This is a genomic window from Brevundimonas sp. EU05-FHT14B11 (assembly GCF_058790835.1).
Genome location: NZ_JBYTCY010000002.1, coordinates 255680 through 275452, shown reverse-complemented (window position 1 = coordinate 275452; position 19773 = coordinate 255680). Strand labels below are relative to the sequence as shown.

The 19773-nt window shown below is 68.8% G+C and carries 23 protein-coding genes; 7 read left to right on the top strand and 16 right to left on the bottom strand.

The window, feature by feature from the left end; all coding sequences use genetic code 11:
• Positions 1-8: 8 nt before the first annotated feature.
• Together AC3WRV_RS08750 and AC3WRV_RS08745 are read left to right on the top strand one after the other, a co-directional pair.
• A complete protein-coding gene (locus tag AC3WRV_RS08750) occupies positions 9-800 on the top strand; it encodes a lysophospholipid acyltransferase family protein (RefSeq protein ID WP_492312937.1) in 792 nt (263 codons plus the stop codon).
• A 56-nt stretch (positions 801-856) separates the two neighbouring features.
• Positions 857-1030 (top strand): hypothetical protein, encoded by a 174-nt coding sequence (locus AC3WRV_RS08745; protein ID WP_492312936.1) that lies wholly within the window; start codon positions 857-859, stop codon positions 1028-1030.
• 18 nt (positions 1031-1048) lie between these two features.
• On the opposite strand, the gene AC3WRV_RS08740 is transcribed toward AC3WRV_RS08745, so the two are convergent.
• From AC3WRV_RS08740 to AC3WRV_RS08685, 12 genes are all read right to left on the bottom strand, one after another.
• On the bottom strand, positions 1049-1855 hold the full coding sequence (locus AC3WRV_RS08740; protein ID WP_492312935.1) for a MetQ/NlpA family ABC transporter substrate-binding protein: 807 nt from the start codon (positions 1853-1855) through the stop codon (positions 1049-1051).
• Between the two features lie 24 nt (positions 1856-1879).
• Positions 1880-2536: a methionine ABC transporter permease gene (locus tag AC3WRV_RS08735; protein ID WP_492312934.1), complete on the bottom strand. Its 657-nt coding sequence runs from the start codon at positions 2534-2536 to the stop codon at positions 1880-1882.
• The gene (locus AC3WRV_RS08730; RefSeq protein ID WP_492312933.1) at positions 2536-3540 is read right to left on the bottom strand and encodes a methionine ABC transporter ATP-binding protein; all 1005 of its coding nucleotides are present in this window, start codon (positions 3538-3540) and stop codon (positions 2536-2538) included. The genes AC3WRV_RS08735 and AC3WRV_RS08730 overlap by 1 nt, the downstream gene beginning before the upstream one ends.
• A 1-nt stretch (position 3541) precedes the next feature.
• Complete coding sequence (locus tag AC3WRV_RS08725; RefSeq protein WP_291837948.1) at positions 3542-3931, bottom strand: HesB/IscA family protein; 390 nt, start codon at positions 3929-3931, stop codon at positions 3542-3544.
• 7 nt (positions 3932-3938) lie between these two features.
• Complete coding sequence (locus AC3WRV_RS08720) at positions 3939-4337, bottom strand: SUF system Fe-S cluster assembly protein (protein ID WP_291837950.1); 399 nt, start codon at positions 4335-4337, stop codon at positions 3939-3941.
• A complete protein-coding gene (locus AC3WRV_RS08715) occupies positions 4334-5572 on the bottom strand; it encodes an aminotransferase class V-fold PLP-dependent enzyme (RefSeq protein WP_492312932.1) in 1239 nt (412 codons plus the stop codon). The genes AC3WRV_RS08720 and AC3WRV_RS08715 overlap by 4 nt, the downstream gene beginning before the upstream one ends.
• Positions 5551-6705 carry a Fe-S cluster assembly protein SufD gene (gene sufD / locus AC3WRV_RS08710; protein ID WP_492312931.1) on the bottom strand — a complete coding sequence of 385 codons (1155 nt, stop codon included), beginning with the start codon at positions 6703-6705 and terminating at the stop codon, positions 5551-5553. Before sufD ends, AC3WRV_RS08715 begins: the two co-directional genes overlap by 22 nt.
• The gene (gene sufC / locus AC3WRV_RS08705; RefSeq protein WP_492312930.1) at positions 6702-7451 is read right to left on the bottom strand and encodes a Fe-S cluster assembly ATPase SufC; all 750 of its coding nucleotides are present in this window, start codon (positions 7449-7451) and stop codon (positions 6702-6704) included. Before sufC ends, sufD begins: the two co-directional genes overlap by 4 nt.
• Positions 7451-7669, bottom strand: a complete 219-nt coding sequence (locus tag AC3WRV_RS08700) for a hypothetical protein (protein WP_492312929.1) — start codon at positions 7667-7669, stop codon at positions 7451-7453. The genes sufC and AC3WRV_RS08700 overlap by 1 nt, the downstream gene beginning before the upstream one ends.
• Before the next feature lie 104 nt (positions 7670-7773).
• Complete coding sequence (sufB, locus tag AC3WRV_RS08695) at positions 7774-9240, bottom strand: Fe-S cluster assembly protein SufB (RefSeq protein WP_492312928.1); 1467 nt, start codon at positions 9238-9240, stop codon at positions 7774-7776.
• A gap of 3 nt (positions 9241-9243) precedes the next feature.
• Positions 9244-10380, bottom strand: a complete 1137-nt coding sequence (locus AC3WRV_RS08690) for a cysteine desulfurase family protein (RefSeq protein WP_492312927.1) — start codon at positions 10378-10380, stop codon at positions 9244-9246.
• Positions 10377-10853 carry an Rrf2 family transcriptional regulator gene (locus tag AC3WRV_RS08685; protein ID WP_291839328.1) on the bottom strand — a complete coding sequence of 159 codons (477 nt, stop codon included), beginning with the start codon at positions 10851-10853 and terminating at the stop codon, positions 10377-10379. Before AC3WRV_RS08685 ends, AC3WRV_RS08690 begins: the two co-directional genes overlap by 4 nt.
• A 161-nt stretch (positions 10854-11014) precedes the next feature.
• On the opposite strand from AC3WRV_RS08685, the gene AC3WRV_RS08680 reads away from it, so the two are divergent.
• Positions 11015-11665, top strand: a complete 651-nt coding sequence (locus tag AC3WRV_RS08680; RefSeq protein WP_291839330.1) for an alpha/beta hydrolase — start codon at positions 11015-11017, stop codon at positions 11663-11665.
• A gap of 252 nt (positions 11666-11917) precedes the next feature.
• Here AC3WRV_RS08680 and AC3WRV_RS08675 read toward each other — a convergent pair whose 3' ends face one another.
• Genes AC3WRV_RS08675 through AC3WRV_RS08665 form a run of 3 tightly spaced genes read right to left on the bottom strand, consistent with a single transcriptional unit; the run spans position 11918 to position 14606 of the window.
• Positions 11918-12874, bottom strand: a complete 957-nt coding sequence (locus AC3WRV_RS08675) for a DMT family transporter (RefSeq protein ID WP_492312926.1) — start codon at positions 12872-12874, stop codon at positions 11918-11920.
• Positions 12871-14076, bottom strand: coding sequence for an exo-beta-N-acetylmuramidase NamZ family protein (locus AC3WRV_RS08670; RefSeq protein ID WP_492312925.1), 1206 nt, complete (start codon positions 14074-14076; stop codon positions 12871-12873). Before AC3WRV_RS08670 ends, AC3WRV_RS08675 begins: the two co-directional genes overlap by 4 nt.
• Complete coding sequence (locus tag AC3WRV_RS08665) at positions 14073-14606, bottom strand: DOMON-like domain-containing protein (RefSeq protein ID WP_492312924.1); 534 nt, start codon at positions 14604-14606, stop codon at positions 14073-14075. Before AC3WRV_RS08665 ends, AC3WRV_RS08670 begins: the two co-directional genes overlap by 4 nt.
• A gap of 228 nt (positions 14607-14834) precedes the next feature.
• Between AC3WRV_RS08665 and tyrS the strand changes: the two genes are divergently transcribed.
• From tyrS to AC3WRV_RS08645, 4 genes are all read left to right on the top strand, one after another.
• On the top strand, positions 14835-16091 hold the full coding sequence (gene tyrS / locus AC3WRV_RS08660) for a tyrosine--tRNA ligase (RefSeq protein ID WP_492312923.1): 1257 nt from the start codon (positions 14835-14837) through the stop codon (positions 16089-16091).
• On the top strand, positions 16091-16558 hold the full coding sequence (locus AC3WRV_RS08655; protein WP_492312922.1) for a peroxiredoxin: 468 nt from the start codon (positions 16091-16093) through the stop codon (positions 16556-16558). The genes tyrS and AC3WRV_RS08655 overlap by 1 nt, the downstream gene beginning before the upstream one ends.
• A 197-nt stretch (positions 16559-16755) precedes the next feature.
• Positions 16756-17907 carry a M23 family metallopeptidase gene (locus AC3WRV_RS08650; protein WP_492312921.1) on the top strand — a complete coding sequence of 384 codons (1152 nt, stop codon included), beginning with the start codon at positions 16756-16758 and terminating at the stop codon, positions 17905-17907.
• Entirely contained in the window at positions 17891-18439 is a 549-nt protein-coding gene (locus AC3WRV_RS08645; protein WP_291837163.1) for a bactofilin family protein, read from the top strand. Before AC3WRV_RS08650 ends, AC3WRV_RS08645 begins: the two co-directional genes overlap by 17 nt.
• A 127-nt stretch (positions 18440-18566) precedes the next feature.
• On the opposite strand, the gene prfB is transcribed toward AC3WRV_RS08645, so the two are convergent.
• A protein-coding gene (gene prfB / locus AC3WRV_RS08640; RefSeq protein ID WP_492312920.1) for a peptide chain release factor 2 occupies positions 18567-19689 on the bottom strand; the annotation gives its coding sequence in 2 pieces (ribosomal slippage) (positions 18567-19619 and positions 19621-19689; 1122 coding nt in all).
• Between the last annotated feature and the right edge of the window lie 84 nt (positions 19690-19773).

Sequence of the window (19773 nt, the reverse complement as noted above, 5' to 3'; positions counted from 1 at the left end):
GTCCCCCCATGCGCAGCTTCGCCTTCGCGATCGCCTACTGGTCGCTGTCCATCGTCTACACCCTGGCCGCCTGTATCGCGGCCCTGGCGCCCGGCCGCGGGGCCACCGGCTGGATCATCCGCCGCTATGTGAAGCGGATGGTGCAGGCCATGCGCGTGCTGGCGGGCATCCGCATCCAGTATCGCGGCGAGGACCGGCTGCCGCAGGGCGCCTTCATCATCGCCTCCAAGCACCAGAGCTGGGGCGACGGCTTCGCCACCTACGACCGCTTCCAGGACCTGGCCTTCGTCACCGGCGACCACCTGGAGAAGTTTCCGCTGCTCGGCACAGTGCTGCGCAAGCTGGGTGCTATCGTGGTCAACAACTGCGGCGGCCGCGCCGCGCGCGACGCTCTCAAGCACCGCGCCGCCGACGCCCACGCCGAGGGCCGCAAGATCCTGATCTATCCGGAAGGCAACCTGGCCAAGGTCGGCGAGAAGTATCGCTACCGCTCGGGCGTCTGGCACATGTACCGCGACTTCGACATGCCGGTGGTGCCGGTCGCGACCAACCTGGGCCTGTTCTGGCCGCAGGAGGCGTTCCGCAAGAACCCGGGCACGGCCACGCTGGAGTTCCTCGACCCCATCCCCACCGGCCTGCCGAAAGACGAGTTCCTGGCCCGGCTGGAGGCCGCCGTCGAAGGCCGCACCGCCGAACTGATCGCCGAGGCCACGGGCAATCCCGTGACGCCGGCGGTTCAGGTGCCGACGCCGGACGAGGTGAAGAAGGCTGAGGCGGCGGCGAAGGCCGCCGCCGCATGAAGCTCCGTGGTCGAACCATAGCTGTTACGATGGGCTCAGATGTCCCGCGAGACGGGATGTATCTCGAACTCTTCTACGACGGGCACGAGCACGAGAACTCGATCGCCGAGGTCTTCCGCAGCGACCGGGACGGCTCGATGACCTTCTCGGCCTTCGAACCTGAAATCCCGCTTGAGGTGGTGGAGTGGCTGATCAGCGAGGGGAAGCGTCGCCTCCCCCCTAGTTCCTAAGCCCTACTCCCTCGCCCCTCACGCCGCCGGAATCACCGCGCCTTCGTACTTCTGCGCGATGAAGTCCTTCACCGCCTGGCTGCGCAGGGCGCGGGCCAGGGCCTGCACGCGCGGGTCGTTCTGGTTGTCGGGGCGCGCGACCAGATAGTTGACGTAGGGGCTGTTCGCCCCCTCCAGCACCAGGGCGTCGGCGCGCGGCTTCAGGCCTGCGTCGAGCGCGTAGTTGGTGTTGATCACCGCCGCATCGACCTGCGGCAGGATGCGCGGGATGGTCGCCGCCTCGACCTCACGGAAGACCAGGCCCTTCGGGTTGCCGGTGATGTCGCGCACCGTCTGCAGCGGGTTCTGGCCGTCGCGCAGGGTGATCAGACCCGCCGACTGCAGCAGCAGCAGCGAGCGGCCGGTGTTGGACGCGTCATTGGGCAGGATCACCTGCGCTCCCGTAGGCAGGGCGGCCAGCGCGGTATGCTTGCGCGAGTACAGGCCCAGCGGCTCGACGTGCACGCCCGCCACGGTGATCAGGCTGGTCCCGCGCGCGGCGTTGAACTCGTCCAGATAGGGCTTGGTCTGGAAATAGTTCACGTCCAGCCGGCGCTCGGCCAGCTGCACGTTCGGCTGGACGTAGTCGTTGAACACCTTGATCTCGATCGGCACGCCCTCGGCGGCCAGGATCGGCTTGACGACCTCCAGGATCTCGGCGTGCGGCACGGCGGTCGCGCCGACCATCAGCGGGCCGCCCTCGGCGCCCTTCTTCTCCCCGCCCGCGCCGCAGGCTGCGAGCGTCAGGACGGCGGCGGCGGAAAGCAGGAGCGAACGACGGATCATGGCAGGGCCTTTCGGGGGGAGCGATCAGCGGTGGGAGACGGCGGCGACCACGCGGTCGCCGATCATCTGGAGGATTTGCACCAGCACCAGCAGCAGGACGACGGTCACGACCATGACATCCGTCTGGAAGCGCTGATAGCCGAAACGCACGGCCAGGTCGCCCAGGCCGCCGGCCCCGACCACCCCCGCCATGGCGGTGTAGCTGACCAGGGCGATGGCCGTGACGGTCGCGCCGGCGATGACGCCTGGCAGGGCTTCGGGCAGCAGGGCTCGGGTGACGATCTGGAAGGTGGAGCCGCCCATGGCCTGGGTCGCCTCGACCACGCCCTTGTCCACCTCGCGCAGGGCCGTCTCGACCAGGCGCGCATAGAAGGGGGCCGCGCCCACGACCAGCGGCGGGATGGCCCCGGCCACGCCCAGCGAGGTCCCGACCAGCAGCACCGTCACCGGCAGCATGACGATCAGCAGGATGATGAAGGGTACCGAGCGCAGCACATTGACCACGAAGGACAGCACGGCGTTCAGCACCGGATTGGCCGCCAGCCGCCCCTTGCCCGACAGGTACAGCAGCACGCCCAGCGGCACGCCCAGGATCACCGTCAGCACCAGCGACCCACCCAGCATCAGCAGGGTGTCCACGGTGGCGCGGCCGATCTCGCTCCAGTCGACGTTGTCGAACATCAGGCGGCCTCCCCCAGGACGCTTTCAACCGAAACGCCGCGCGCCGTCAGTTGCGCCACCGCCGCCTCGGCGTCGCCGCCGGTGAAGGCGACCACCAGCTGGCCGTAGGGCTCGCCCCGGATGCGGCTGATGCGGCCCGACAGGATCGAATAGTCCACGCCCACCGAGCGCGCGACGCGGCTCAGCTCGGGCTCATAGGTCGAGGCGCCGCGGAAGGTCAGCTTGGCCAGCCGCGCCCCGGCGGGCACGACCGAGGCGTCGAACGCCTCCTCGCCCTCGGCCAGCATGGCGCGGGTCACCGGATGCTGCGGATGCAGGAAGACGTCGGCCGTCGCGCCCTGCTCCACGATCCGGCCGTCCTTCAGCACCGCCACCCGGTCGCAGACGCGGCGCACCACCTCCATCTGGTGGGTGATCAGCACGATGGTCAGGCCCAGGTCGCGGTTCAGCCCGTCCAGCAGGGTCAGGATCTCCTCGGTCGTCTCGGGATCCAGGGCGCTGGTCGCCTCGTCGCACAGCAGGACGCCGGGGCCGCAGGCCAGGGCGCGGGCGATGCCGACGCGCTGCTTCTGGCCGCCCGAAAGCTGGGCCGGATGCTTGTTCGCGTGCTCGGACAGGCCCAGCTGCTCCAGCAGCTCCGCCGTCCGCGCCTTCACCTCCGCCTCGGGCCGCCCTTCCAGCCGCAGCGGAAAGGCCACGTTCTCGGCGATCGTCTTGGCGTTCAGCAGGTTGAAATGCTGGAAGATCATGCCGATCCGACGCCGTGCCGCGCGCAGCTCGGCCGGGTTCAGGGCGGTGATCTCCTGCCCGTCCACGAACACCTTGCCGGCGTCCGGCGTCTCCAGCCGGTTGATGGTGCGGATCAGGGTCGACTTGCCGGCGCCCGAGCGGCCGACCACGCCGAACACTTCGCCCTTGGCGACATGCAGGTCGGCGCTGTCCAGCGCCACGCGCTCGCCCGCCGCGCTGCGATAGCGCCGGGTCACCCCCTCAAGGCGGATCATCTCAGTCGGCCTTTACCGGAACGATGGTGACGCTCTCGCCGCAACCGCAGGCGTCCGTCTGGTTCGGGTTCCGGAACACGAATTTGGAGGCCAGCTTCGAGGTCTCGAAGTCCAGCTCCGAACCGATCAGATACAGCACCGCCTTGCCGTCGATCAGCACGGTGGCGCCCTTGTCCTCGACCACCTCGTCCAGCGGCTGGATGCTGTCGGCGAAGGCGAAGGTGTATTCCTGACCCGCGCAGCCGCCGTTCTTGATGCCGACGCGCAGGCCCACGACCGAGCCCTCGGCCGAGGCCATCAGGTCCTTCACGCGCGCGGCGGCGGCGTCCGTCAGGCTGATCGCCTTGGGACGGGGACGGCGCGGACGGGTGGTGGTCGAAAGTTCGCTCATCCGGTCCTCAGAACATGTTGAGCGCGAGTTTGGCCTCGTCGCTCATCTTGGAGGGATCCCACGGCGGGTCGAAGACGATGTCGGCGCGGGCCGAGCGGATGCCGTCGACCTTCATCACCGCCTGCTCGACCCAGATCGGCATCTCTCCGGCCACGGGACAGCCGGGGGCGGTCAGGGTCATCTCGACCTGCACATCGCGCTCGTCCGACAGGTCGACCTTGTAGATCAGGCCCAGCTCATAGATGTCGACCGGGATTTCCGGGTCGAACACCGTCTTCAGCGCCTCGATGATGTCGTCGGTCAGCTTGTCCAGTTCCTGCTGGCTGATCTTGCCGGATTCCACCGCGGCGGCGCGGCCGCCGTCATCGTCCGGTGTCGGGGCTTCAGAGGTCATCGGGTCGGTCATGCAAAGAACTCACGCGCCTTGATGAGGGCGTCGGCGAACGCGTCGGCGTCCTCGGTCGTATTATATAGGGCGAAGCTGGCCCGGGCGCTCGACGTCAGGCCGAACCTTTTCGCCAGCGGCTCGGCGCAGTGCAGGCCCGCGCGCACGGCGACGCCGTAGCGGTCCATCACCTGGGCGATGTCATGGGCGTGGGCGCCCTCGACGGTGAAGGTCAGGATGGCCCCCTTCCCTTCCGCCTCGCCGATCACCTTCAGCCAGTTCACGCCGTCCAGCCGCGCCCGGGCGTGGGCGTACAGCGCCCGCTCGTGGGCGTCGATGGCCGCCTTGTCATACTGGCTCAGCCACTCGATCGCCGCGCCCAGGCCGATGGCCTCCAGGATCGGCGGCGTGCCCGCCTCGAACCGGTGCGGCGGCTTGGCGTAGGTCACCCGGTCCATCTCGACCGTCTCGATCATCTCGCCCCCGCCCTGGTAGGGCGGCATGGCCTCCAGCGCATCCGTCCTGCCGTACAGGGCGCCGATGCCGGTGGGGCCGTACAGCTTGTGGCCGGTGAAGGCGTAGAAGTCGCAGCCGATGGCCTGCACGTCCGGCAGGCCATGCACCGCGCCCTGGCAACCGTCGATCAGCACCTTGGCGCCGACCGCGTGGGCCATGCGGGTGATCTCGGCCACCGGATTGATGGTGCCCAGCACATTGGACATGTGGGTGACGGCCACGACCTTCGTCCTGGGTCCCAGCAGATCGGCGTAGGCCGCCATGTCCAGCGACCCGTCGTCCAGCAGCGGAATCCACTTCAGCACCGCCCCGCGCCGCTCGCGCAGCAGGTGCCACGGCACGATGTTGGAGTGGTGCTCCATCTGGCTGACGATGATCTCGTCGCCCGGCTGGATCGACTGGCCGATCCCGTTGGCGACCAGGTTGATCGCCTCGGTGCCGCCCTTGGTCCAGACGATGTTGTCGGGGCTTTCGGCGTTCAGGAACCGCGCCACGCTCTCGCGCGCGGCCTCGAACGCCTCGGTCGTCTCATTGGCTAGGGTGTGCAGGCCGCGGTGGACGTTGGCGTAGCTGCCCTCCATCGCCGCCGTCAGGGCGTCGATCACCGCCCGCGGCTTCTGCGCCGAGGCGGCCGAGTCCAGATAGACCAGCGGCTTGCCGTTCACCGTCCGCGACAGGATCGGGAACTGGGCGCGGGCGGCGTAGGCGTCGAAGGTCTTCACAAGCGTTCCGTCAGCCACGTCCTCGCCACCTCTCTCGCGCCCTCGTGCGCGATGCGGTCCACCACCTCGATCAGGAAGGCCTGGGTCAGCAGCGCCCGCGCCTCCTCGGCCGGAATGCCGCGCTGCTGCATGTAGAACAGGGCGCTCTCGTCCAGATTGCCAACCGTATTGCCGTGCGCGCACTGCACGTCGTCGGCGTAGATGATCAGCTCCGGCTTGGCGTCGATCTCGCCGCGCTCGCCCAGGATCAGGGCGTGGTGGCCCATGCGGGCGTCGGTGCCGTCGGCCCCGCGCTCGACGATGATCTTGCCCTGGAAGACCCCGCGCGCGGTGTCGCGCACCACCCCCTTGGTCAGCTGGCTGGTCAGGCCGTCGGGGCCCAGGTGATCGACCACGCTGGTCAGGTCGGTGTGGCGGTCGCCGGACAGGGCGTAGAGACCGTCCATACGCACCGTCGCGCCCTCGCCCGCGTGGGCGATGCGGGTCTCCAGACGCTGCAGCTTCGCGCCCGAGGCGGCGATGGTCTGGTGATAGGCCGCCTGCTTCGACAGCCGCACCTCGACTGACGCCACCGAAATCGCGTCGTGCGGCTCGTCGACCAGGACGACCCGCTCCAGCGTCGCACTCTCCTCGACCGTGATCTCCAGCAGGGTGTTGGACAGATAGGCCTCGCCCCAGCCTTCGTGGGATTCCAGCAGGGTGGCGTGGGCGCCGGCCTCGACCACCACCCCGATCCGGGCGTGGTGGCCGGTCTTCACCGCGTCGCTGAGCAGACGCAGTGCCAGGGTGCGAGGCGCGCCGGCCTTGAACGAGATGATGTAGACGCCTTCCAGCGCCTTGGCCGCGGCCAGCGCGCCCATCGGCATCTCGTCGGCCATCCGCGGCGCGTCCGGGCCGGCGTGGTGGCTGACCTCGATGCCCGGCTCCATCTCGCCTTCCGACCACCAGTTCAGGCGGCCGTTGGCGATCAGCACCTCATTGCGCGTCAACGCCTTGAACGGCCCGGCATTGGGCTCGCCTTCGGGCAAGGCGGGCGACAGCGGCGGCTCGTCCCGCAGCCAGCGGCGCAGGTCGGAATATTTCCACGCCTCGGTCCGCCGCGACGGGATCGTCTCGACAGCCTTCAGGTCGATGCGCACCGGGGCGTTCACGCCGCCTGCACCATATACTGGTCGTAGCCGTCCGCCTCGAGCTGGTGCGCCAGCTCCGGGCCGCCCGAGGCGACGATGCGGCCGCCGACCAGCACGTGGACGCGGTCGGGTTTGATGTAGTCCAGCAGGCGCTGGTAGTGGGTGATCACCAGCATCGACCGTTCCGGCGAGCGCATGGCGTTGACCCCGTCGGCGACGATGCGCAGGGCGTCGATGTCCAGGCCCGAATCCGTCTCGTCCAGGATCAGCAGCGACGGCTCCAGCAGGGCCATCTGCAGGATCTCCATCCGCTTCTTCTCGCCGCCCGAGAAGCCGACGTTCAGCGGCCGCTTGAGCATGTCGAAATCCATCTTCAGCGCCGCCGACGCCGCCCGGACCAGCTTCAGGAAGGCGGGGGCCGAGACCTCCTCCTCGCCGCGTGCCCGCTTCTGGGCGTTCAGGGCGGTGCGGATGAAGGTCATCGCCGGCACGCCGGGGATCTCCAGCGGATACTGGAACGACAGGAAGACGCCCTTGGCCGCCCGCTCGGCGGGGTCCAGCGTCAGCAGGTCGTCGCCCTTCCACGCCACGGCGCCCTCGGTCGCCTCATAGCCCGGCCGGCCCGACAGGGCGTAGCCCAGCGTCGACTTGCCGGCCCCGTTCGGCCCCATGATGGCGTGCACCTCACCGGCGGGAACGTCGAGCGTCAGCCCCTTGAGGATCGGCTTGTCGCCGACGGAGACGTGGAGGTTGGAGATGGAGAGCATCAGTCTTCTTCTTCGTTGAGGCGCTCGGCCTCATCTTCAATTTCGCGGATTTGAACAGGCGAGAAACCAGCGGCCGTCGCCGCGGCTGAGAAGCGGCGCTGGATGACGCTCCCGCCCCACCACATCAAGGCGGCGCCGGCGACCAGAAGGACCAGGGCCAGGCGCCAGTCGGGCCGAAGGGTTCCGGACAGGCCGGGCAGGCTGGCGATCAGCAGCACCAGTCCCAGGATCGACAACAGGAATCCGACGACCGACGCCGCTCCGGAGATGTCTCGGGGGATCGTACGAGCCCGTCCGACAAGCTGATCGCGTGTAGCGGCGCTCACCCCACGCTCCCTTCCAGACTGATCGCCACCAGCTTCTGCGCCTCGACGGCGAACTCCATCGGCAGCTGCTGCAGCACGTCGCGCACGAAGCCGTTGACCAGCAGGGCCACCGCCTCTTCCTGCGACAGCCCGCGCTGCTGGGCGTAGAACATCTGGTCGTCGCTCAGCCGCGTCGTCGTCGCCTCGTGCTCCAGCTGGGCCGAGCCGTTGCGGGCCTCGATGTAGGGGATGGTGTGCGAGCCGCACTCCTTGCCGATCAGCAGGCTGTCGCACTGGGTGAAGTTGCGCACGCCCGTCGCCTTCGGGTGCACAGACACCAGGCCGCGATAGGTCGAGTCCGACTTGCCCGCCGACACCGCCTTGGCGATGATCCGGCTCTTCGAGTTCTTGCCCAGGTGGATCATCTTGGTGCCGGTGTCGGCCTGCTGATGTCCGTTGGTGATGGCGATGGAATAGAACTCGCCCGAGCTCTCCTCGCCCTTCAGGATGCAGGAAGGGTATTTCCAGGTGACGGCCGAGCCGGTCTCCACCTGCGTCCACGACACCTTCGACCGGTCGCCCCGGCAGTCGGCGCGCTTGGTGACGAAGTTGTAGATGCCGCCCTTGCCCTCGGCGTCGCCGGGGTACCAGTTCTGGACGGTCGAGTATTTCACCTCGGCGTCGTCCAGCGCCACGATCTCCACCACCGCCGCATGCAGCTGGTTCTCGTCGCGCATCGGGGCGGTGCAGCCCTCGAGGTACGAGACGTAGCTGCCCTTGTCGGCGATGATCAGGGTCCGCTCGAACTGGCCCGTCTGGCTCGCGTTGATGCGGAAATAGGTCGACAGCTCCATCGGGCATTTCACGCCCGGCGGGATGTAGACGAACGACCCGTCGCTGAAGACCGCACTGTTCAGCGCCGCGAAATAGTTGTCCGAGACCGGCACGACCGAGCCCAGGTATTTGCGAACCAGCTCAGGATGTTCGCGCAAGGCCTCGGAAATCGGCATGAAAATCACGCCGACCTTGGCCAGCTCGGCCTTGAAGGTCGTCACCACGCTGACGCTGTCGAACACCGCGTCCACCGCCACCCGCGGCGCGCCCTGCACCCCCGCCAGCACCTCCTGCTCCTTCAGCGGGATGCCCAGCTTGGCGTAGACGGCCAGCAGCTCCGGATCGACCTCGTCCAGGCTCCTGGGCCCCTCCTTGGTCTTCGGCGCGGCGTAATAATACAGGTCCTGATAGTCGACCGGCGTGTACTTCACCGCCGCCCAGGTCGGCTCTTCCATCGCCTGCCAGCGCTCGAAGGCGGCCAGCCGCCATTCCAGCATCCACTCCGGCTCGCCCTTCTTCTCGGAGATGAAGCGCACGATATCGGCGTTCAGGCCCTTGGGCGCGAACTCCTGTTCGATGTCCGAGCTGAAGCCGTGCTCGTACTTCTCGAGAGCGGCGACGGCGTCGATGGTTTCCTGAACGGCGGCCATGATTTACGCGACTTCCCTCGCCCGCTCACTGACGCGGGCGACATGCTTTTCGTACGCCGCGATCCAGGCGTCGGCGAAACGGATCCAGTCCTGTTCGGTGGTGCCCCAGCCGCCCGAGACGCGCACCCCGCCCGTGGCGAGGTGATCCAGCCCCATGGCGCTGATGGTCTTGGACGGCTTGGTCTTGCCCGACGAGCAGGCGCTGCCCGCCGAGATCATCACGCCCGCCAGATCCAGGGTGATCAGTTGCTGCGGGCTGTCCCAGCCCTCGACGGCCATGAACAGGGTGTTGGGCAGGCGCGCCACGGCGCCGCCGATGATGGTCGCGCCGGCGGCCTTCACCCGCGCCTCGGCGGCGTCGCGCCAGCTGACGTGGGCGATGGCGTCGTCCAGGTCGCGCGCGGCGCAGTCGGCCGCGACGCCGAAGCCGGTCAGGCCCGGCACATTCTCGGTGCCCGCGCGCAGGCCGCGCTCCTGTCCGGCGCCGTGCAGGATGCGCACGCCCTCGCGGCCCGGCTTCAGCACCAGGGCGCCGACGCCCTGCGGTCCGCCCAGCTTGTGCGCCGACAGGGTCAGGGTGTCCGCGTCCAGGGCGCGCATGTCGACCGGAATCTTGCCTGCCGACTGGATGGCGTCGACATGCAGCCAGCCGCCGGCGGCCCGCACCAGCTTCGCCGCCTCGGCGATCGGCTGGATCACGCCGCTTTCGTTGTTCGCATGATGAATGGCCACCACGGCCCTGCCCGGCCGCGCCAGCGCCTCGGCCAGCCAGGCCAGGTCGACCACGCCGTCCGCATCGACCGGCAGCACCTCGACCGGCGCGCCAGAGGCCATGACGGCCTCGGCCACGCAGGGATGCTCGGTCGCGCCGACGATCAGCCGCTCGCAGCCGCCCGCCAGCGCGCTGACGATGGCCTGCGCATTGGATTCCGTGCCGCCCGACGAGAAGATGACCGCCGTCGGATCGGCCCCGACCAGATCGGCCACCTGGGCCCGGGCCGTCTCGATCCGCGCCCGCGCCCGGCGTCCGGCGGCGTGCACCGCCGACGGATTGCCGTTGTCGGCCAGGGCCTTGGCCATGGCCTCCTGCACTTCCGGACGCACCAGGCCCGAGGCGTTGTAGTCCAGATAGACGCTCACGCCGCCGCCTCCATGCCCGGGGCCTGCGACCGGCGGCGCGCGCCGGTGCGGTTCAGGACCACGTCCTCCAGCGACACCGCCGCCAGATAGGCGTGGATCTCGGCGCCCAGGTCTTCCCACAGATTGTGGGTGATGCAGCGCTCGCCGCCCATCATGCAGCCGCGCGGCGTGCCCAGGCCCGAACAGCGCGTGGCCCGGATCGGCTCGTCCACGGCCAGCACGATCTCGGCCACCATGGTCGCCTCGGGGCCCCGCGCCAGGCGGTAGCCGCCGCCCGGACCGCGCACGCTCTGCACCAGCCCGCTCTTGCGCAGGCGCGCGAACAGCTGCTCCAGATAGCTGAGTGAAATCTCCTGCCGAGTGGCGATTTCGGCCAGCGAAACGGCCCGCGTCTCGCCGCTCACGGCGCGTCCGTTCCGGGCCAGATCGGCCATCGCCATCACGGCGTAACGTCCCTTGGTCGACAGTCGCATCGCGCACCTTCAAAATTTGCGCGCTTTACGAGGGTCCTGTGCTAGAACCCGCGCCTTCGCAAAAGCGGCGGCACGCAAGGCGGACTTAGAAAGTCCTACCCCCGTGGTCAAGTATTACGCAGCTGCGAAATGATGTTTGAACACGGGAATTCGCTCCGCCCATGCCTGAAGTCATCCTGCCCGGCGCATCTGGCCGCATCGAAGGCCGTTATTCCCCGGGCAAGCGTCCGAACGCCCCCATCGCCCTGATCCTGCACCCGCACCCCAAGGCGGGCGGGCATATGAACAACCCGGTGGCGGTGACCCTGTACCAGCTCTTCGTGAAGCGCGGCTTCGCGACCCTGCGCTACAACAGCCGCGGTGTGGGCAAGTCGCAGGGCGAGTTCGACTCGGGCATCGGCGAGCTGGCCGACGCGGCCACCGCCCTGGACTGGCTCCAGGCCAACAATCCCGCCGCCACCCAGACCTGGGTCGCCGGCTACCAGTTCGGCGCCTACATCGGCATGCAGTTGCTCATGCGCCGCCCGGAAACGGACGGCTTCATCTCGGTCTCGCCGCCGTCGAACATGTACGACTTCAGCTTCCTGGCCCCCTGCCCGGCCTCGGGCCTGTTCCTGCACGGCACCGCCGACACCATCGTCCCGCCGGTCGAGGTTGAGCGCGTGGTCAACAAGCTGCGCACCCAGAAGGGCATCATCATCGACTACGAACTGGAAGAGGGCGCGACCCACTTTTGGCAGGACCACATCGGCGCCGTCGAACGCCGCGTCGGCGCCTATCTGGACAAGCGCCTGGAAGAGAAGCCGGCCTGATCTCGAACGGATCACGGATCATCGAACAATCAAACGCCGCCGGGTCCGCCCGGCGGCGTTTCCCGTTCCGGACCCCAGGCGTCACGTCCGTTTCTGACGCACGCCCGTGCCAGACTGATCCCGGTCTTTGACATCGCCGTCCGTCTCGCTCGCCTGCGGTAGAACCCGCTCGCCGCCACCCCGCCACACGAGAAAAAGTGCACGATGTGCACTCCATTTTTTCGGAGTGCACTTTTTCCCGCCTGACGCGTGTCAGTGGTCGCCTTCCACTACCGCTACGGCGGATGTCCGGTGCGCCCGAAGGCACCAGACCACGCTGACGATCATCAGGATCATGGCCACGATCTCCACCACCGTCGGCCCGCGCCCTTCCCACAGATAGCCGTACAGGAAGGCGAACAGGGTCTCGAACACGATCATCTGGCCCAGCATCGACAGCGGCAGCAGGCGGCTGGCCTGGTTCCAGAAGGCGTTGCCGACGATGGAGGCCAGAACCGCCACCCCGACGCTGACCGCCGCCAGCCGCGCCCACTGTTCCGCCGTCGCTTCGCCCGCGCCCAGCAGAGCCGGCACCGCCAGCAACAGGGCGAAGGCGCCGGTCACCACGCCGGTCAGCAGCGACCAGTCATGCGCCCCCACCTGCGGCAGCCGCGCCATCCAGCGGCTGTTTCCGACCGCATAGGCCGACCAGCACAGCAGGGCCGCCAGGCCACAGCCCAGTCCGATCAGCACCGAGACCGCGTCCCGCCCGGCGGCGGCGTCCCGCGACAGGCTCTCCCAGCCGATCAGGGCCACGGCGAAGGCCGCCAGCAGGATCGGCGGCCCGACCTTCCTCAGCGGCGGCGCGTCCGGATCGCGCAGGCCCCAGACCGCCACGACCACCGGCACCATGCCCACGATCAGGGCCGAGGCCGCGACCCCGGCGAAATGCACGCTGACCACCAGGAACAGGTAGTAGACGATGTTCCCCGCCAGGCTCAGCCAGGCCAGCGCCCGCCACGCCCTGGCGTCCAGCAGGGCCGCGACCCGCTTCCAGCGCGGCGCCAGCAACAGGGCGGCGATGATCCCGTAAGCCAGGTAGCGGCCCGCGCTCATCAGCATGGGCGAGGCGTCGGGTGCGACCTTGGGCGCCAGGAAGACCAGCCCCCACATGGCCCCGGCCCCCAGGCCGCAGGCGACCCCGATCAGGCGGTCCCGGGACGCGCTCACCGGTACAGCAGGAAGGGCCGGCGGGTGTCCAGCCAGGCCTGCTCGTCGGGCCGGGTCAGGGCGTCCAGGGCGTCCGGCGTCGAAGCCGGATCATCGACCCATTGGCGCAGCTCCGGCCCGCCGTTGATCACGTCGATCGGCAGCTTGCCGAAGGCGTATTCGTACGGGAAGTCGCGCCACAGGTCGTAGTCGGGATACAGCCGCCGGATCGCCTTGAAGCCCAGCGCCTGCACCCGCCACGGCTGGAACGCCTCATGGTCGTAGGCCGGGTCGTCGACGTGGATCTGAACGCCCGCGCACAGCTTGCCCACGTGTTTGTGGAAGGTCGGCTCGAACCACATGTCGCGCAGCACGCAACCCTTCAGCCACTGCGGCGCGAAGGCCTTCATCTCGGCGATCACGGCGCGGGCGTCGATGTCGGGCGCCCCGAACAGCTCCAGCGGCCGGGTCGTCCCCCGCCCTTCCGACAGGGTCGCCCCCTCCAGCATCACCGTCCCGGCGTAGGCCCGCGTCATCGAGACATTGGGCGCATTGGGGCTGGGGTTGATCCAGCTGCGCTGGCTCAGCGGCCAGCCGTATCCCGGGCCCTCGGCGGGCTTCCAGCCCTCCATCTCGATGACGCGGTAGGCCACATCCAGCTTGAAGTGGTCGATGAACCACAGGCCCATCTCGCCCAGGGTCAGACCATGGCGCATCGGCATCGGCCCGGCGCCCACGAAGCTCTCCCAGCCCTCGCGAAGGATGGTCCCTTCCACGGGCCGCCCGGCGGGGTTGGGCCGGTCCAGCACCCAGACCTCCTTGCCGTGCTCGGCGGCGGCCTCGAGCATGTACAGAAGCGTCGTCACGAAGGTGTAGATGCGGCAGCCCACGTCCTGCAGGTCGATCAGCACCACGTCGAAGGTGCTCATCCACTGCCCGTGCGGCCGGCGCACCTCGCCGTACAGGCTGAAGACGGGGATGCCGTGCACCGGATCCGTATAGTCCGGGCTCTCCATCATGTTGTCCTGCAGGTCGCCCTTCATCCCGTGCTGCGGGCCGAAGGCGGCCGTCAGCTGGATGTCCGGATGCGCCGCCAGGGCGTCCACCGCATGGGTCAGGTCCTGCGTCGTCGACGCCGGATGGGCCACCAGCGCTGCGCGCCGCCCCTTCAGCGGCGCGCTCAAGGAGGGATCGGACAGCAGGCGGTCGAGACCGAACTTCATGGCAGCTCCAGCGCGGGCGACCGCAGCGTGAACGATTCCGGATGGTGGAAGTCCGGCTTATCCGAGGGATGGGCCAGTGCCCAATAGGTTTTCTCGCCGTCCGTGGTCTCGATGACCACCGACGCGCCCAATGCCTCCAGATGGGGCCATTCCGACCCGTACAGGATCGCCGTCAGCTCAAAGCCGTCCTCGGTGGCCAGGCAGGAAATCCGCGGCTCCGGCGCCTCCAGATCGGCCATGCCGGTCCGGTAGCCCGTGAAGGCATAGGCCGCCCAGGCGCTGGACGGCGACAGGTTGAACTCGACATAGCCGCCTTCGGTCCGCAGCCCGAATACCTCGCAGCAGGTGTGCTTCCACAGCTCGTCCCGGCGACCGCCCTCTCCGGTCGGGAGAATGATCGTCGAGCCGAAACCCGAGGCTCGGAACACGACATGGATCCAGCTCCGCCCCTCCCAGTCGACCTCAACGTCGATCCGCCCCCGGGCGGCTCCGGTGGCGGAATATGGGACAAGCGCGCGCTGGAAGATCATGTCTGTCGATAGCCCGATTTGTCGCCGGATTGCACTTGGCGCTCCAGGTCGCCTTGACCCTTCCACGGCGAACAGCCTATCCAGACGCCATGTTCGCCCGCACGCCCCGCACCGGCCTGTATTACCGCCTCTCGATCTGACGAGCGGCCAGCGAACCCCTGCGCCGCCCCTTCCCCGGCGCGCAAACCCCCAAGACGCCCGCCGGCTTCCCTGCTAACGGAGCCGCCTATGAGCGACCAAGATTTCAAGTCCGACTTCCTGCGCACCCTGCGGGACCGCGGCTACATCCATCAGATCACCCACCCCGTCGAACTGGACGAGGCGGCGTCCACCGGCGTGGTGACGGCCTACATCGGCTTCGACGCCACGGCGCCCTCGCTCCACGTCGGCAGCCTGATCCAGATCATGATGCTGCGCCGCCTCCAGCAGGCCGGGCACAAGCCGGTCGTCCTGATGGGCGGCGGCACGACCAAGGTCGGCGACCCGACCGGCAAGGACGCCTCGCGCCCCCAGCTGACCGACGCCGACATCCAGGCCAACATCGACGGCATCCAGCAGGTCTTCGCCAAATTCCTGACCTTCGGCGACGGCCCGACCGACGCCGTCATGGTCAACAATGACGAATGGCTGTCCCAGTTCGGCTACATCCAATTCCTGCGCGACTTCGGCACCCACTTCACCGTGAACCGGATGCTGGCGTTCGACTCGGTCAAGCTGCGCCTCGAGCGCGAGCAGCCGATGACCTTCCTCGAGTTCAACTACATGCTGATGCAGTCGGTGGACTTCCTGGAGCTGAACCGCGCCCGCAACGTCACGCTCCAGATGGGCGGTTCGGACCAGTGGGGGAACATCACCTCGGGCGTCGACCTGGTCCGCCGCGTGGACCAGAAGGCCGCCTTCGGCCTGACCACGCCGCTGCTGACCACCGCCTCGGGCGGCAAGATGGGCAAGACGGCGCAGGGCGCCATCTGGCTGAACGCCGACCAGCTCAGCCCCTACGACTACTGGCAGTTCTGGCGGAACGCCGACGACGCCGACGTGGGCAGGTTCCTGCGCCTGTTCACCGACCTGTCGCTGGACGAGATCGCCGCGCTCGAAGCGCTGGAAGGCGCCCGGATCAACGACGCCAAGAAGGCCCTCGCCGACGCCGCCACCACCATGCTGCACGGCGCAGAAGCCGCCGCGACCGCCCGTGCGGCCGCCGAGGGCGCGTTCGAGCGCGGCACCCTGTCCGCCGATCTGCCCACCGTCGAACTGCCGACCGCTGAGGTCATCGGCGCGATGGTCGCCGCGGTCACGACCAAGGCCGGCCTGACCGCGTCCAACGGCGAGGCCCGGCGCCTGGCCCAGGGCGGCGGCCTGCGCCTGAACGACGAGGCGATCGCCGACGGCGCCCGCCTGATCGAGGCCTCGGACGTCAACGCCGACGGCGTGCTGAAGCTGGCGGCGGGCAAGAAGAAGATCGTGCTGGTGAGGCCCGTCTGATGACCGAGATCACCGAAGGCATGAAGGCCCCCGCCTTCGACATGGCCACCGCCGACGGCGGCCGGACCACGCTGGCGGCGCTGAAGGGCAAGACGGTCGTCCTCTACTTCTATCCCAAGGCCGACACCCCCGGCTGTACCAGCGAGGGCCAGGACTTCTCGGCCCTGACCGGCGAGTTCGACGCGGCCAACGCCGTGGTCATCGGCGTCTCGCGCGATCCGGTGAAGAAGCTGGCCCGCTTCCAGGCCAAGTACGACCTCAAGGTCGTGCTGGCCTCGGACGAGCCGGAGGACGTCACCCTGGCCTGGGGCGTCTGGGTCCAGAAGAAGCTCTATGGCCGCGAATACATGGGCATCGAGCGCGCCACCTTCCTGATCGACGGCCAGGGCGTCGTCCGCCGGGTCTGGCGCAAGGTTTCTGTCAAGGGCCACGCGGCCGAAGTTCTCGCGGCCGCAAAGTCGCTCTGACCACGGATCAAAACGCCCGAAACCAGATTCGGGCGGGCCTTCCAAGGTTCGCGCATACGCCTGACAGGCGAAAATCAGACGCGATTACCGTCGTTCTTCGCCTGAAGACGCTTCGGCGTGGTTAACGAGACGTAAAGAGACTTGCCGTCGTCCCCCAGTCGTGGCTCATACCCAGCCGGGCGTGGGGGCGTTTGAGTATGGCCGAGCACGAGGCTGAAGTCAGACGGTCGCTGATCGGGCGCTGGTTCCCGACGCGCTACCTCTATCTTCGCGACGGCGACGACGTGAAAGCCTGGGCGCTGACGCCCGGCCGTCAAATCCTGGGCGCCGCCGGCGCCGTCCTGATCGGCGGCTGGTTCCTGGTCGCCTCGGGCGGCTTCGCCCTGGACATGGTCCGCCAGAGCAACGCCGACCGCACCGTGGCCCGTAGCCGCGCCGAGGCCCAACGCCTGAACGCCGACCTGCAGGCCCGCCTGGACAGCGCCGTGGTGCGCATGACCGCCACCACCGGCTCGCTGGATGAAATGGCCGAGATGGTCGAGCGCCGCCACGCCGCCCTGACCCGGGTCATGACCATGTTCCGCGGCGTCGAGGGCGCTCCCGCCGCCCTGGCCCCCGCCCCGGCCCTGAACGCCGACCGCAACACCCCCGTCCAGCGCATGATCGCCGTGCGCATGGACCAGGAGCGGCTGATCGCCCGCGCCGAAAGCGTGGCCAGCACCCGCGCCGAACGGCTGCGCCTGGCCTTCCGCCTCGCCGGCCTGAACCCCGCCGCCTACGCCCCGCACAACGCCGCCCTGGGCGGGCCGCTGGTCGACGCCGGCGATCCCCGCGCGCTGGGGGCCGTGCTGGACGTGGACGAGGCCTTCGCCGTCCGCATCCGCAACGCGGCCGACAACCTGTCCGACATGCGCCAGCTGGCCGACGCGGCCCAGGGGCTGCCGTTCCGCCGTCCCACCAGCGCGCGGACCACCTCGGGCTACGGCGTCCGCTTCGACCCCTTCAACGGCCGCCCCGCCCTGCACCAGGGCCAGGATTTCGCCGCGCCCCTGAACAGCCCCATCTACGCCACCGCTCCCGGAATCGTGTCTTTTGTCGGTATCCGTTCAGGGTATGGCAACGTCGTTGAGATAGACCACGGTCGCGGTTTCAAGACCCGTTTCGCTCATCTGAACTCCATGGCCGTGCAAGCGGGCCAGCGTGTCGCGCTTGGCCAACGCATCGGCGCCATGGGAACGACAGGACGCTCCACCGGCGTTCACCTGCACTATGAGGTGTGGATGAACGGCCGCCCGCAAAACCCAGCCCGCTTCATGAGAGCCGGAGACCAACTTGTTCAACAAGACTAAATCCCCCGCCCCGCAGCCCCTGTCGCGTTCGGACAGCGGTTCCTCCATTCCGCCGCTGCCCGACCTGCCCGCGCCGGGCGGTTCGTCCGCCGCGGCCGCCGCGCCGCGGCCCGCAGCGCCGGCCGTCGCCTCGCGCGGCCTGTCGACCCTGTCGTCGGACCTGCAGTTCGAAGGCAACGTCGGCGGCGCCGGCGACCTGCAGATCGACGGTCAGGTGAAGGGCGACGTGAAGGTCGGTCGTCTGATCGTCGGCGAGACCGGCGCGGTCGAAGGCAATGTCGCCGCCGACTATGTCGAGGTGCGCGGCCGCGTCGTCGGCGCCGTCTCGGGCAAGCAGGTCAAGCTGATCGCCACCGCCTATGTGGACGGCGACATCACCGCCGAGCAGCTGTCGATCGATATCGGCGCCTACTTCCAGGGCCGCGTCCTGCAAGGCCGCCGCGAAGCCCCGCAGGCCACCGCACCGGCTCCGGCCCCGCGCCCGGTCGAGCCCGCGCCGCACATCATCGACATGAAGCCGCCGGCCGCCTGAGGCGCCTCAAGGTTCTGAAAGACGAAAGGCCCCGGATCGCTCCGGGGCCTTTTGCTTTGGCGGGCCGCCACGAACGGCGGCGCCCAGCCACTAACCACTTCCCGGCAGTCCGCCGGCCGCACGGCCCCTACTCGACCGTGCTGCCCCGCGTCTCACCCACGCGAGCCGCCAGGGCGGCCCCCATGAAGTCGTCGAGGTCCCCGTCCAGCACCCCTTGGGTGTCCGAGGTTTCGACGTTGGTCCGCAGGTCCTTCACCATCTGGTACGGCTGCAGCACGTACGAGCGGATCTGGTGGCCCCAGCCGATGTCGGTCTTGGCGTCGGCCAGCGCCTGGGCGGCGGCTTCGCGCTTCTGCAGCTCCAGCTCGTACAGGCGGGCGCGCAGCATCTTCCACGCCTGTTCGCGATTCTGGTGCTGCGAGCGCCCGGCCTGACAGGCCACGACCGTGTTGGTCGGGATGTGGGTCAGGCGGACGGCGGAGTCGGTCTTGTTGATGTGCTGACCGCCCGCGCCCGAGGCGCGGTAGGTGTCGGTACGCACGTCCGACGGATTGATGTCGATCTCGATGGCGTCGTCCACCACCGGCGACACCCCGATCGAGGCGAAGGAGGTGTGGCGCTTGGCGGCGGCGTCATAGGGGCTGATGCGCACCAGCCGGTGGACGCCCGATTCCGACTTCAGCCAGCCATAGGCGTTCGGTCCGGTGATCAGGATGGTGGCGGACTTGATGCCCGCCTGTTCGCCCGATTCCTCGGCCTCGATCTCGACCTCGTAGCCGTGCGCCTTGGCCCAGCGGCTGTACATGCGCAGCAGCATGCCGGCCCAGTCGTTGGACTCGGTGCCGCCGGCGCCGGAGTTCACTTCCAGATAGGCGTCGTTGCCGTCGGCCTCTCCGGACAGCAGGGCTTCCAGCTCGGCGCGGGCGGCGCGGTCCTTGATCGCCTTCAGGTCGGCGCGCGCGCCGTCCAGGGCGGCCTCGTCGCCTTCCTCGTCGGCCATGTCAGCCAGCATGACCCCGTCCTCGAGGCCCTGCTCCATCTCCTTGACGGTATTGATCTGGGCTTCCAGGCGCGAGCGGTCGCGGCTGACGGCCTGGGCCTGTTCGGGATTGTCCCACAGCGTCGGATCCTCGACGCGGGCGTTCAGCTCATCGAGCTTTCGAAGCGCGACATCCCAGTCAAAGACGCCTCCTGAGCAGAGCGATGCTCTGCTCGATGTCGGCCTTCATGGCCTCGACATCCGGTCTCATCGCAATCTCCTGCGATCCAAAAGTGAGGCGCGGACATAGAGCGCGTCGCGCACTGTGGCTAGGGGCTAACGACAGGCGGCGGCC

Bases quoted from the DNA above. Each gene is read 5' to 3' on its own strand.
- AC3WRV_RS08750 (WP_492312937.1), top strand. From the start codon at position 9: ATGCGCAGCTTCGCCTTCGCGATCGCCTACTGGTCGCTGTCCATCGTC.
- AC3WRV_RS08745 (WP_492312936.1), top strand. From the start codon at position 857: ATGTATCTCGAACTCTTCTACGACGGGCACGAGCACGAGAACTCGATC.
- AC3WRV_RS08740 (WP_492312935.1), bottom strand. From the start codon at position 1,855: ATGATCCGTCGTTCGCTCCTGCTTTCCGCCGCCGCCGTCCTGACGCTC.
- AC3WRV_RS08735 (WP_492312934.1), bottom strand. From the start codon at position 2,536: ATGTTCGACAACGTCGACTGGAGCGAGATCGGCCGCGCCACCGTGGAC.
- AC3WRV_RS08730 (WP_492312933.1), bottom strand. From the start codon at position 3,540: ATGATCCGCCTTGAGGGGGTGACCCGGCGCTATCGCAGCGCGGCGGGC.
- AC3WRV_RS08725 (WP_291837948.1), bottom strand. From the start codon at position 3,931: ATGAGCGAACTTTCGACCACCACCCGTCCGCGCCGTCCCCGTCCCAAG.
- AC3WRV_RS08720 (WP_291837950.1), bottom strand. From the start codon at position 4,337: ATGACCGACCCGATGACCTCTGAAGCCCCGACACCGGACGATGACGGC.
- sufC (WP_492312930.1), bottom strand. From the start codon at position 7,451: ATGCTCTCCATCTCCAACCTCCACGTCTCCGTCGGCGACAAGCCGATC.
- sufB (WP_492312928.1), bottom strand. From the start codon at position 9,240: ATGGCCGCCGTTCAGGAAACCATCGACGCCGTCGCCGCTCTCGAGAAG.
- AC3WRV_RS08685 (WP_291839328.1), bottom strand. From the start codon at position 10,853: ATGCGACTGTCGACCAAGGGACGTTACGCCGTGATGGCGATGGCCGAT.
- AC3WRV_RS08680 (WP_291839330.1), top strand. From the start codon at position 11,015: ATGCCTGAAGTCATCCTGCCCGGCGCATCTGGCCGCATCGAAGGCCGT.
- AC3WRV_RS08670 (WP_492312925.1), bottom strand. From the start codon at position 14,076: ATGAAGTTCGGTCTCGACCGCCTGCTGTCCGATCCCTCCTTGAGCGCG.
- AC3WRV_RS08665 (WP_492312924.1), bottom strand. From the start codon at position 14,606: ATGATCTTCCAGCGCGCGCTTGTCCCATATTCCGCCACCGGAGCCGCC.
- tyrS (WP_492312923.1), top strand. From the start codon at position 14,835: ATGAGCGACCAAGATTTCAAGTCCGACTTCCTGCGCACCCTGCGGGAC.
- AC3WRV_RS08655 (WP_492312922.1), top strand. From the start codon at position 16,091: ATGACCGAGATCACCGAAGGCATGAAGGCCCCCGCCTTCGACATGGCC.
- AC3WRV_RS08650 (WP_492312921.1), top strand. From the start codon at position 16,756: ATGGCCGAGCACGAGGCTGAAGTCAGACGGTCGCTGATCGGGCGCTGG.